This window comes from Nonomuraea sp. NPDC003754 (assembly GCF_053605785.1).
In genome coordinates this window covers 170,943-182,780 of sequence record NZ_JBSGJX010000009.1, presented here as the reverse complement: position 1 = coordinate 182,780, position 11,838 = coordinate 170,943, and the positions used below count along the sequence as shown (strand labels likewise).

Here is an 11,838-nt window from a genome sequence, read left to right as displayed (position 1 = left end):
CCTCCGCTGACCCGGTCATGACAGCCGAGTCAAGCGGAGGTGAACATCACTCCTCCAGCCAGGTGAGCAGCTCGTTCGCCATGTCGGTCGCGCGCTCGTCGCCGAGCTCGGTGAAGCGGCCGACCGCCTCGCGGGCGCGCCGCAGCGCCTCCTCCCGCCTGCCGAGGGCGTTCAGGACGCGGGCCTCGTCGTAGGTGAGGGCGGCCAGCTGGAACGGGTCCCCGGTCAGGGACCGCGCCTCGGCCAGCGCCTCGGCGGCGTCCGCGCTCCGGCCCGACCAGTGCAGCGACATGGCGTGGCGGCGGGTCGTCCTGGCCTGGTCGTCGGTCTCGCCCGCGGCCCGGTAGCGGTCGGCCGCGACGGCGAAGCTCTCGGCGGCCTCCTCGTCGCGGTCCAGCTCGTCGAGGATGCCCGCCGCGGACTCCGCCGCCCTGGCCGACTGCAGCGGATGCGCGTACATCGCGACGAGGGCGGTGAAGTCGGCCAGCGCCGCCTCCTGCTCGCCCATCAGGCGCAGGGCGTTGGCCCGCGTCCACCTGAGGCCGGTGATGTTGTCGAGATCGTGGGCGTCCCCGCCGTCCGTGCCGCCGTCGTCCGTGCGGTTGGGGGCCGGGTCGCCGGCGTCGAGTACGGCCAGGGCCTCCTCGGCCGCGATCGCCGCCTCCATGGGCCGGTCGGTCGCCAGGTAGGCGGCGGCCAGGTCGACCCTGGCGAGGGCGGCGGCGTGGGCGTCGCCGAGCGCGGTGAACAGGGCCACGGCCTCGATCAGGTCCTCGACCGCCTCCGCGGCGCGGTCCACCATGACCAGCACCTCGCCCCTGGAGGCGTGCGCGAACGCGCGCAGCCCCGCCTCCGTGCGCGGCGCCACGGCCAGCGCCTCGCCGAAGGCGCCGAGAAGCTCCTCCAGGTCGCCGCCGTGCCGCCGGATGAGCCGGCCGTGGAACAGCGCCGTCCTGGCCAGGGTGAGCACGTCGCCCTCGGCCCGCAGCGCCTGGCGTGCCGTTCGCGCCGCCTCGGCCGCACGCCCGGGGTCGCCGTCGTCGGCGTGGAGGTGGGCCAGCAGCGCCAGCAGCCCGCCCTCCCGCGCCCCTTCCAGCAGCGTGATCGCCTCGCCGGCCCGGCCGGCGCCCGCGTACGCCTGGGCCAGCCGTGACCGCGCGCCCGCCCGCTGCCGCTCGTCGCCGTGGGCCGACAGCCACCGGTACGACTCCTCCACCAGCGGCAACCCGTCCTGCGTGAGCAGCCCGAGCCTGCCGAGCGCGACCTGCCTGCGCGCCTCGTCGCCGGCCTGGGCGTGGAGCTCGGCGGCGCGGACCCACAGCTCCCGCGCCCGCTCCACGTCGCCGGCCATGAGCGCGGCCAAGCCGAGCCCGTCGGTGCGCCGCCCGCCGGCCGGGCCGCCGACCTCGTCGTAACGCTCCCACGCGGCCAGGGCCGCGTCGTGGTCGCTGCGCCGCCACGCGTCCTCGGCCAGGTCGAGCAGTTCGTCGGGACCCGCGCCGGCGGGCGGCCGGGCGGGCGCTGCGGACGGGATCGTGACCCTGCGCGCGTGCGGCGTCAGCGGCAGGTGCTCGACCAGCGGCTCGGCCGCCAGTCTCGCCTCCAGCCTGCGGGTCTGCTCGCCGGTGCCGTTGCGGGCGTCGAATCGGGCGGCCAGGTCCCTGGCGGTCGTCTCCAGCTCCTCACGCAGGCGGCCGACGGGCACGTCCGCGCCGTTCCTGCGTACGGTCAGCCCGCCGTGGCCCAGCTCCTCCAGGCGGCGCAGCAGCAGCGCGGCGCACCCGGCGAAGTACATGTGGTCGCTCGGTGTGGGGGAGCGGTCCAGCAGCGGCAGCTCGCGCTGCAGGATCTCCAGGCCGCGGGTCTCGTTGCCGGTGAGGGCGCAGAACTCCAGGTGGTCGCCGAAGTCGTCGACGTAGTTGGCGTCGCCCTGGACGATCCGGTAGGCGCGCAGGTGCGCGGCGGCGGCCTGCTCCAGCCGCCCGGTCCGCACGTACGGCAGCAGCAGGTTGCCGAGAATGCCCTGCGGCTGGACGTGGCAGGTCAGGTGCCCCGCGACGACGGGCGCGGCCAGCTCGATGGCCTCCTCGTCGCGTCCCATCCACGCCAGGTACCACACCTTGCCGCTGGGGTCGCAGCCCTCGCAGTCGGACATGTCGTCGCGCGGCGTGGTCTGCCACCGGTGGAACCACTCCTCGGCCGCGGCCCTGTCGCCGATGTGCTCGGCGACATAGGTGCGCTGGGTGTGGACGGCGTGCGGGCCGTAGCCCGCCGCGGCGTAGCGCCGCTCCATCTCCGCCAGCGCGTCGTAGGCGCGCTGCAGCGGGATCTCAGGGAAACGGCGCATGTCGCTGACGATCCACTTGTACTGCCACAGCAGGCTGTAGGTGTGCCAGGCCGACCAGCGCCCGGGATCGGCGTCGTACTCGGCGACGGATCGGGAGAAGGTGGCGAACGACTTGGCCGGCTCGGCGCCGTACTGGTAGGCCTCGGTCAGCTCCAGCCGCACCTCGAAGGCCAGCTCCGGGTCGTGCGCGCAGGCCTTGAGCGCCTGTTCGAGCAGGACGGACCTGGCCTCGCCGTACGGCATCTGCCTGGCCTGGTCCAGCATCTCCTCAACGTCGGCCATCGGTACTCACTCCTTGCCCAGCACGGCCCAGTCGAGCAGGCCGAGGAACGAGCGGTTCAGCGCGGCGGTGTCGGCCGCGCGCAGCGGGTGGTGTCCGTGCAGCAGCGCCATGCCGTACAGCGCCTCCACCGCGGTGGCGGCCAGCGACAGGTCCTTGAGCAGCACCACGCGGCGCACGAGCGGGTTGCGGTGGTTGAGCACCAGGCGGGGGCGGTCGGCGGCGACGGTCCGCTCCATGGCGCCGAGCACGTCGGCCCACAGGTCGTCGGCGGCCTGCCGTGCCTCGCGCAGCTCGGCCTGATGCTCGGCGGCGCGGCTGGTCAGGTAGAGGGCGGGCAGCGAGGCCGGGTCGAAGTCGCGCAGCACCAGCTCGCAGCCGAGAGGGTCGAGGACCCGGGCGGCCGCGGCGACGAACGGCCTGGCGGCCAGGTCCGCGCCGGGGTCGACGGGGCCGAGGTGGGTGGCCAGCTCGCCCGGGTCGAGGCGGTCGAGACGGGCGTCCGGGTCGATCCTCGGCAGGCGCCGCAGGATGTCGCTGTCGTAGACGTAACCGCCGTTGATCAGGCCGACGCCCTGGGCGCCCGACACGGCCGACAGCTGGCGGAACTCGTCGACGCTCGCGGTGAAACGGCCCTGCGGATGGCGGGTCCTGAACTGGGCGAGCGTCATCGGGCCGTCGCTGGTCTCGAACTCCAGCCACCTGTCGACCAGGCGCAGCATGTCGTCGTCGTGCAGGGCCAGGGCCTTGACGCCCAGGTGGTGCAGGCGCAGGAAGGCGCGCAGCCGGGCCGGGTCGGTCTCGGCCAGCCGGACGAGCCATTCGCGCAGCTGGCGGCCGAGCTGCTCGCGGGTGTGCTCCAGGAGGTCGTCCTCGTAGAGGGCCTCGCGGCTGGCGGTGGGGCGCAGCTCTCCCGCGTCCACGACGCAGCGGGCGAAGAACGCCCAGTCGGGCAGCACACCCTCGGCGCGCTCGGTGAGCAGCATGCGCTTGAGGTAGACCCGGTGGCCGGCGCGGGCGGTCGGGTTGGCGGGGCTGGGCAGCACGAACGCGACACCGGTCAGCGCCGCCTCGGGGACGTCCAGGTCGACGACGTCAAAGGGGGTGAAACCGAACAGCTGCCTGCCGTACTCCAGCAGCGCGGCCCGGCGCGCGTCAGGGCTGTCGTACCGGGCCAGCCACGGCGGGTCGGTGGTCGTCACGACGCCGTCGACCGTGACGGTGATCGGCAGCAGCGAGCCGTACAGGGCGGCCAGCTCGGTGACGGTGCGGGCGTCGACCCATTCGGCGGCGTCCCTGCGGGCCCGCAGGGTGACCGTGGTGCCGGGCGCGGCCCGCTCGGCGGTCGCCGGCGCCACCCGGTAGGTGCCGTCGGACCTGCCGGTCCAGCTCACGGTGGGTGTGCCGGTCACCGACCTGGTCTCGACGTGGATCTCGTCGGCCACCAGGAAGCCCGACAGCAGCCCGATGCCGAACTGCCCGAGGAACTCGTGCCTGGCGAACCCCAGCTCGTCGCGCTTGGACGAGCGGCCGATGGTGGCCAGCAGGGTGTGCACCTCGTCCTCGGTCAGGCCGACGCCGTCGTCGTGGACGCGCACCTGCCCCTCGGCGACCTCGATCGCGACCCGGCCCCCGCCTTCCCCGCGGGCGGTGATGGCGTCGGCCGCGTTCTGCAGCAGTTCGCGCACGTAGACCCGCGGACTGGAGTACAGGTGACGGCTCAGTAGATCGACGACACCCCGCAAATCCACCTGAAAGGCATTTTCCACGCCCGACACTATGCCAGGTATGGCCGCAGATGCTCATGTAACGCGGCACAGCCGAGGTATTTCTCCGCGGTGTGGAAGTCCAGCCAGTCCAGATTCACCAGCGCCTCGACGTCCACCCCGGTGAAGCAGTCACGCAGGGCGGGCGGGATGGCCGCGATGTCGTCCTTGTCGGCGATGTTGACCCAGCGCCGCACCCCCTTCGGCCGCTCGCCCAGGCCGGCCACCGGAGCCGGCAGCAGCCGCTCGAACACCACGTTGCGCATGCCGAGCGGGCTGCCCAGGGTGACCAGCAGGTCCACCTCGATGTCCGGATGGGCGTGCAGGGTCTCGTAGGCGACGACGCTGCCGAGCGAATGGGCGACCACGACCCGGGGCGCGTGCCGCCTGAGCACCTCGGCCACCGCGTCCTGGCACCGCTCGCGCCGTATCTCATCGGTGAGATAGGCGGCCACCTCGGGGCAGAACAGGGCGGCGAAGGCCGCGGCCCTGGTGTCCAGCCGGTTCAGCAACCATCCCGTGAACGCCTTCAGCGCGCCCGTGAAGGTCTCGCCCACACCCGACTGCTTGGCCCAGTCGACGAAGACCTGCTGCTCCCGGGCGCCCATCGTCTCGACCCGCTTGGCCTTGCCCTGGTCGTTGAGATGGTGGGCGTAGTAGGCCACCTCCGCGAAACCGGCCGGTCCGGCGCCGAGATAGCGGTTCCACTTCGCCCGCATCGCCTCGGCCGCGCCTTCCACCGACCGGCCGGCCTGGAGGTAGTAGTTGTACTTGCCGATGCCGTGCACACCGACGATCACCGCCATGATCACTCCCCACGTTGTGCGGGACATGGTGCCATGGCGGGCTTGCGGATGGATGACCGGAAAAACCTTGTTGCTCGGGGTATGGGCCATCCGGATACGGTTTGCAGGGGTTCCTCGCGAGTTGCTGGGGCTTTCACGAGGGGAGGTGTCCCGATGGCCGGCCTGTTGATCGTCAACGACTCGATCGCCATTCCCGGCGACGAGCTCGTCTGGCGTTTCTCCCGTTCCTCGGGCCCGGGCGGTCAGGGGGTCAACACCACCGACAGCAGGGTGGAGCTGCTGTTCGACGTGGCCGCGAGCACGGCGCTGCCGCCCACGCTCAAGGCCCGCGCGCTGGAACGGCTGCCGTCGCCGGTGATCACGGTGGTGGCGTCGGAATACCGCTCCCAGCTGCGCAACCGCGAGGCCGCCGCCCACCGGCTGGCCCAGCGCGTCCGCGAGGCGATCGCGCCGCCGCCCAAGCGACGCCGTCCGACGAAGCCCAGTAAGGGCTCCATCGAGCGCCGCCTGGCCACCAAGAAGCACCGCTCCGACGTCAAGCGCCTGCGCCGCGACATCTGAGCTTGGGCCGGCGGCCCCTCCGGCACGGCGCGTCGATCCAGGTCGACCTGACCGCGCCGCTCCTGGCGTCCCAGCGGGCGCGCCAAGACGCCGTCCGACGGGACTTCGCGATCGGACGGGCCGCGTCAGCTCCCACCTCAGCCACCCGGGGTGACGGTCGCCCGGCTACCGTCGCTTGTGTCGAACATGTGATCTAAAACTCTCCAAGTCAAGGTTACGATCTTGGTGATGGCCGGCCGTGCCGATCGGCCGGCTCTCCATGCTGAAGGGGCGTGAAGACGCCCCACGACCCGATGGGAGATCGACCTTGAGGCGTGCGCTGATCGCGTTAGGCGTCGGCTTGAGCGTGCTGGGTTCCGCTGTCGTCACCGAGCCGGCCCAGGCCGCGAGCGGGGTGGTGGTCCCGCTGGCCGCCAACGTGACGGCGGCTCAGCAGATCGCGAGATTCTGGCTCGCCGACGGAGCCGCCAACCTGAAGAACGCCACGCCGTACACCGTGCGGACCGAGGTCGGCGGGGAGCGCCTGTCCACGGACGTCGTCCCGGACGGCCTCCCTGGGGCCGTCGCACCGGTGGAGGGGCCGCCCTCGTCGAAGGGGAAGACGCCCACGACCTCGGGCAAGGTGTTCTTCATCGGCAGCGACCTCCAGCCGCACTGGTGCACCGGCACGGCTGTGCAGTCGAACTTCAAGAACCTCGTCGCCACGGCAGGTCACTGCCTGTTCGACACCGAGGCCCCGGACGGCCCTCTGGCCAAGTGGGTCTTCGTCCCCGGCTACTCCGAGGGCACGACCCCGTTCGGCCTGTACGTCGGGAAGCAGGCAAGCGCTCACTACGACTTCGACGCCTACCGGGACTACGACCGGGACTTCGCCTTCGTCAACGTGTACAACGGCGTCGTCTCCCCTTCCCCGGACGTGCTGGCCAATGTCGGGAGGCTGGTCGACAACGTCGGCGGCCAGGGGTTCGCGTTCAACCAGCCGCTCGCGCCCACGGTCGACGTCTTCGGCTACCCCGCCGGCCCCCACCCCGACGGCAGGCGGCCCTACACGGGCGAGACCCTCGAATGGTCGACCGGCTCGACGTTCACGATGAAGGTCACGGGCCTGCCCGCGGACCGGCTCATCGGCGTGGACTCCCCGCTCACCGGTGAAGGCGCTCTCGGGTCCTCCTGGCTGACCCATTACAGGAGCGACAGCCGTCTCGGCTATCTCAACGGCATCACGATCAGCGTGTCCGACACCGATGGCGACAATCGGTACGACACCGGCGTCTCGCCGTACTTCGACGGTGAGGTGAAAGAGGTCTACCGGGAGGCCGCCAATTTCTGGGCCGGCCCCATCGCCTAGACAGCCGCCGTCCCCGCCGCGCCCGCCCCGAGTGGCGGGCGCTGTGGCTGTACGTGATCTTGTATTCGGCGACCGCATCATTCCCATCACCTCGGAGACCGCCGAAGAATGGGGACGCCTGAACGCCATCCGCCCGCTCCCGAGCACGGGCGGCCTGATCGCCGCGACGGCCAGAGCGAACGGGTGGACCGCTGGTGGGCAGGAACGTCAAAGACTTCGAGGGGATGGGGCGTGTCCGTCGTCAACCCCTTCGAACCGCCGCGCTGAGATCACGCCCGCGTGTAGCGGTGCTTGGCGCCGGGCGGGAAGTACTCGGGGTCGCCGCTCTCGCGCAGCCTGATCTCCGGCGCCTGCCTCTCCCCGGGGACGTAGGCGGCGAACTCGCTGTTGAGCCTGCGCAGCTGCGCCAGGATCGAGCTTCCGACGGCCTGCGCGGTCCGCTCGTCGGGCCGCAGCCCCGGCATCAGCTCGACCGTGACCGTCAGCCGCCGGTCGCGCTGTTCGTCCTCGACCACCTCCAGCACGAACTTGCCGCTGACCATCCCGCTCACCTCCGGCTGCTCCAACCCGACGGCGATGTTCTCGGGGTAGACGTTCGCGCCGTAGTAGGACACGGTGAAGTGGCTGCGCCCGAAGACGTAGACGAACGGCCGCTCGGGGCCGGGGGCCGACGGGGTGAAGCCGTGCCCGGCGAGCAGGCCCAGCATCCTCTCGTACGGCAGCAGCCCGCCCTCGTCGGCGATGTGGTAGCGGACGAGCGGGATCCCGTTGTCGCCGGAGAACAGCAGCGTGCCCTCGTGCTCCTCGAAGAAGCGCACCTCCGGGTCGTACTGCACGAGCGTCGGCAGCCGCGACTCGCCGAAGATCTCCCTGGCGGTGCCGGGGTGGGCGGCCAGGAAGCGGCGGATCTCGATCGACAGCGGCGTCTCGTTGCCGAGGACGCCCGCGTCGGCGGTGCCGTACAGGGAGGCGGTGTCGCGGGTCGGGTCGGTCATGCCCGCGCGCTCGGCCACCAGCGACCGCCATTCCTCGCTGAAGACCTCGCCCGCGGTGACCATCTTGATCGCGTAGTCGCGCCACGGCAGGCCGCCGGTGTCGATGACGTCCTTGAGGAAGGGCGGGTAGCCGAGCAGGACGACCTGGTCGAAGTGCGGGGCCAGCTCGGGGATCACCCGGACGATCTCGCGCTTGTCGCTGCCGGGCGCGATCGAGGTGATCGGGTAGCCGCGTCCGGCCAGGTGGCGCAGGCAGGCGAGGGTGAACAGGCCGCCGACCCAGGTCCCGAGCGCGAAGCACACGACGGCGAGCGTGCGCTTGTCGCGGGCGCCGAACGCGTCCCTGAAGATCTCCTCGAACCTGGCGGCGATGACCCGCTCGTCCTCGGCCGACCGGGGCCAGAAGGACGGCGTGCCGGTCGATCCGGAGGAGACGGCGATCATGTCGCCGATCGTGCCGCCGCGGCACAGGTCGGGCACCGGGTAGCGGCGGGTGTAGTTCTGCTTGGTGGTCATGGGCAGCCTGGCGAAGTCACGCAGGCTCGTGACCCGCGCCGGGTCGATGTCGTGCGCGGCGAGGAAGGCGCGGTAGGCGGGGACCGTCGCCGCCGTCCGCCGGAAGAGATCCACCGGGTCCATCAGCCGATGGTACGGCGCAGCGGCAGCCTGGCCCGCACCTCGAAGCCGCCGTCGGGGGCCGGCCGCGCCTCCAGCGTCCCGCCGAGCAGGTCGGCCCGCTCCCGCATGCCGGTGATCCCGTGCCCTCCCGCGCTCATGGGCGCGGAACGGCGCGGCGCCTCGTTGGCGACGGCGACCACGAGCTCGTCGCCGGTCCGGTCGACGTCGACGCGCACGGCCGCGCCGGGCGCGTGCCGCATCGTGTTGGACAGCGACTCCTGGAGGATCCGGTAGGCCGCCTCGCTGACCGGCGCGGGGACGGCGCCGGCGGCGTCGGCGGCGCCGGTCACCGTCACCGGGTGCCCCGCCGCGCGGACCGTCGCGACCAGCTCGTCGAGACGGTCGAGGCCGGGCGCTGGCGCCTGGCGCAAGGTGCCGACGATCTGCCGCATCTGCGACATCGCCTCCAGCGACATCTCCCGCACCTCGGCGAGACCGGTGTCGAGGACGGCGGGGTCGCCGCCGGCGCGCAGCCGTACCGCCTCCGACTGGATGGCGATGGCCGACATGTGATGTGCGACCACGTCGTGCAGCTCGCGCGCGATCCGCAGCCGCTCCTCGGCCACCGCCTGCGCGGCCATGGTCTGCTCGGTCTGCGCCGCCAGCTCCACCTGCGTACGGCGCCGCGCCCCGACCACCTGGCCGAGCACCAGCACCACCGGCAGGAGCAGCAGTTCCAGGCCGAACGGCTGCGGCCGGAACAGGACCTCGGCCAGCGTCGTGCCGATCCACACCGCGACGGCGCCCGCCACTCTGACCCGCGTCGCGATCGTGTAGGCGCACAGCACCAGCGCGAGCCCGCCGACCGAGACGACCCCGATGCCGGGGTAGGGGTTGACCAGCAGCGTGGTGGTCGCCAGTGCCCACGCGGGGATGGGCGCCGGCCTGCGCAGCGCGACGGGCACCGAGGCGACGGCCGCCACCAGCGTGATGATCCCGTCGTGCGTGGGCACGTCGAGGCCGCCCGGCTGGAGCCGCATCGGCCCGCTACTGGAGATCATGTCGCCGGTGGTGAACCAGAACAGCACCAGCGCGGTCACCACGTCGAGGAGCAGCAGCATCCGCGGCGACAGGTGCCACTTCGGGTCATTCACCGGGACGGACCAGCCCCGTCTCGTAGGCGTAGACGATCGCCTGGGCCCTGTCGCGCAGGTCGAGCTTGGTCAGCACCCTGCCGACGTGCGTCTTCACCGTCTGCTCGGCGACCACGAGCCGTTCGGCGATCTCGAGGTTGGACAGCCCCTGCGCGATCAGCGTCAGCACCTCGGTCTCCCGTTCGGTCAGCTCCGCCAGCCGCTTCACCGACGGCGCCCGCGGCCCGCCCAGCCGCGCGAACTCGTGGATCAGCCGCTTGGTGACCGCGGGCGCGATCAGCGCCTCCCCGGCCGCCACGACGCGCACGGCCTCGGCCAGCTGGGCGGCGGAGGCGTCCTTCAGCAGGAAGCCGCTGGCGCCCGCCCGTAACGCCTCGTAGACGTAGTCGTCGAGGTCGAAGGTGGTCAGGATCAGCACCTTGGCGTCACCGGCGGCCATGAGCCTGCGCGTGGCCTCCAGGCCGTCCATGACCGGCATCCGGACGTCCATCAGCACGACGTCGGGCTTCAGCTCGGCCACCCGCTCGACCGCCTCCTGGCCGTTGGCCGCCTCGCCCACCACCTCGATGTCGGGCTGGCTGCTGAGGAAGACCGTGAAACCCGTGCGGACCATGCCCTGGTCGTCGGCGATCAGCACCCTGATCATGAGCCCGACTCCACCGGCAGCACGGCCTCCACCTCGAACCCGCCCCCTTCCGTGGGACCCGCCTCCAGCGACCCGCCGAGCAGGGTGGCCCGCTCGCGCATGCCGATCAGCCCGTGACCGGCGCCGGGCGCGTCGCCCGGCCCGCGCCCGGGGCCGTTGGCGACACGGACCCGCAGGCCGCCGCTCCAGGCGACCTCGACGGCGACGGCCGAGCCCGGCGCGTGCCGCATGGCGTTGCTGAGCGATTCTTGCACGATCCTGTAGGCCGAGACGGCCATGGCCGTGGGCACCTCCTCCAGCTCGCCCGAACGCTTCACCCGCACGGTCAGCCCCGCCGAACGGGCGTTGCCGACCAGGTCGTCGAGCCTGTCGAGGGCGGGCGGCGGCGTGGTGTCGGCGCGGCCCTCGTGGTCGCGCAGCACGCCGAGGACCTGCCGCAACTCCTTGATCGCCTCCAGCGACAGCCCGCGGATCTCGGCGAGGCCCGCCTCCAGGCGCGCCACGTCCCCTCGGGCCTCCATGGGTACGGCCTCCGCCTGGATCGCGATGACCGACAGATGGTGTGCGACGACGTCGTGCAGTTCCCTGGCGATCCGCGCCCGCTCGGCCATGACGTACCGTTCCCCGATCGCCTCGTCCCTGCTCGCGGTGGCGCGGCGCCGTACCCGGACGTTGTAGCCGAACAGCAGGATCACCGTCATGGCGACCGAGGCCAGCGCCATCGACTTCGCGTCGACGATCCAGACGGTCAGCACCGAGGTCAGCCAGCCCACCGCCGTGACGCGCCGGTCCGACCGGGCGGCCAGGGAGTAGAGCACCAGCAGGTACATCACGATGGCCGGCTGGAGGTACGGCGGCTGCATGTCGGTGATCTGCCTGACGACGTGCAGGGACGGAAGGATCAGCACCAGTGCCAGCCGCCACGCGGCCAGGGGCCAGCGCGCCCGCATCGCGACCGGCAGCGAGAAGGCGACGGCCGTCAGGTAGACCTGCGCCATCGGCTGCCGTCCGGACGGGATGAGCTCCGTGAGCGTGATCCAGAACAGCATTCCCGCCACGACGAGGTCGGCCAGCTGCACCAGGTCGTAGTGGTCGAAGGGCACCAGTGGCCGCAGCGCCCGCGGCACCCGGCGGCGCAGGCGGGGCGAGCGGGCGGGCGGGGGATCGGCCTCGCCGCTGAAGAACGCGAGCACGAACGGCTGGAGGACGGCCGAGATCACCGCCCCAGCCTAGGTGCGGCCTGACCAGGCACGCATCACCCCTGGGAGTGATGGCCCTCAAGAGCTACTTACACAATTACGATCGCCGTGAGCGAAC

9 protein-coding genes are annotated in these 11,838 nt (G+C 72.3%); 2 read left to right on the top strand and 7 right to left on the bottom strand.

Annotated features, from left to right (window positions below):
* Positions 1-46: 46 nt before the first annotated feature.
* The 3 genes from ACWEVS_RS14520 to ACWEVS_RS14510 are packed head-to-tail and all read right to left on the bottom strand — an operon-like array spanning position 47 to position 5,226.
* Positions 47-2,629, bottom strand: coding sequence for a hypothetical protein (locus tag ACWEVS_RS14520; protein WP_452551831.1), 2,583 nt, complete (start codon positions 2,627-2,629; stop codon positions 47-49).
* A 6-nt stretch (positions 2,630-2,635) separates the two neighbouring features.
* Positions 2,636-4,396 carry an HSP90 family protein gene (locus ACWEVS_RS14515; protein ID WP_449925938.1) on the bottom strand — a complete coding sequence of 587 codons (1,761 nt, stop codon included), beginning with the start codon at positions 4,394-4,396 and terminating at the stop codon, positions 2,636-2,638.
* A gap of 8 nt (positions 4,397-4,404) precedes the next feature.
* Positions 4,405-5,226: a hypothetical protein gene (locus ACWEVS_RS14510; protein ID WP_449925941.1), complete on the bottom strand. Its 822-nt coding sequence runs from the start codon at positions 5,224-5,226 to the stop codon at positions 4,405-4,407.
* 126 nt (positions 5,227-5,352) lie between these two features.
* Here ACWEVS_RS14510 and arfB point away from each other — a divergent pair, with 126 nt between their 5' ends.
* Together arfB and ACWEVS_RS14500 are read left to right on the top strand one after the other, a co-directional pair.
* Entirely contained in the window at positions 5,353-5,760 is a 408-nt protein-coding gene (gene arfB, locus ACWEVS_RS14505; RefSeq protein ID WP_354920825.1) for an alternative ribosome rescue aminoacyl-tRNA hydrolase ArfB, read from the top strand.
* 307 nt (positions 5,761-6,067) lie between these two features.
* Positions 6,068-7,108: a trypsin-like serine peptidase gene (locus ACWEVS_RS14500; RefSeq protein WP_452551829.1), complete on the top strand. Its 1,041-nt coding sequence runs from the start codon at positions 6,068-6,070 to the stop codon at positions 7,106-7,108.
* 269 nt (positions 7,109-7,377) lie between these two features.
* Here ACWEVS_RS14500 and ACWEVS_RS14495 read toward each other — a convergent pair whose 3' ends face one another.
* The 4 genes from ACWEVS_RS14495 to ACWEVS_RS14480 are packed head-to-tail and all read right to left on the bottom strand — an operon-like array spanning position 7,378 to position 11,741.
* On the bottom strand, positions 7,378-8,742 hold the full coding sequence (locus ACWEVS_RS14495) for a phenylacetate--CoA ligase family protein (RefSeq protein WP_452551827.1): 1,365 nt from the start codon (positions 8,740-8,742) through the stop codon (positions 7,378-7,380).
* On the bottom strand, positions 8,742-9,875 hold the full coding sequence (locus ACWEVS_RS14490; RefSeq protein WP_449925952.1) for a sensor histidine kinase: 1,134 nt from the start codon (positions 9,873-9,875) through the stop codon (positions 8,742-8,744). Before ACWEVS_RS14490 ends, ACWEVS_RS14495 begins: the two co-directional genes overlap by 1 nt.
* Positions 9,868-10,521, bottom strand: a complete 654-nt coding sequence (locus tag ACWEVS_RS14485) for a response regulator (protein WP_449925955.1) — start codon at positions 10,519-10,521, stop codon at positions 9,868-9,870. The genes ACWEVS_RS14490 and ACWEVS_RS14485 overlap by 8 nt, the downstream gene beginning before the upstream one ends.
* Positions 10,518-11,741, bottom strand: coding sequence for a sensor histidine kinase (locus ACWEVS_RS14480; RefSeq protein ID WP_449925958.1), 1,224 nt, complete (start codon positions 11,739-11,741; stop codon positions 10,518-10,520). The genes ACWEVS_RS14485 and ACWEVS_RS14480 overlap by 4 nt, the downstream gene beginning before the upstream one ends.
* Between the last annotated feature and the right edge of the window lie 97 nt (positions 11,742-11,838).

Bases quoted from the DNA above. Each gene is read 5' to 3' on its own strand.
- ACWEVS_RS14520 (WP_452551831.1), bottom strand. From the start codon at position 2,629: ATGGCCGACGTTGAGGAGATGCTGGACCAGGCCAGGCAGATGCCGTAC.
- ACWEVS_RS14510 (WP_449925941.1), bottom strand. From the start codon at position 5,226: ATGTCCCGCACAACGTGGGGAGTGATCATGGCGGTGATCGTCGGTGTG.
- arfB (WP_354920825.1), top strand. From the start codon at position 5,353: ATGGCCGGCCTGTTGATCGTCAACGACTCGATCGCCATTCCCGGCGAC.
- ACWEVS_RS14495 (WP_452551827.1), bottom strand. From the start codon at position 8,742: ATGGACCCGGTGGATCTCTTCCGGCGGACGGCGGCGACGGTCCCCGCC.
- ACWEVS_RS14485 (WP_449925955.1), bottom strand. From the start codon at position 10,521: ATGATCAGGGTGCTGATCGCCGACGACCAGGGCATGGTCCGCACGGGT.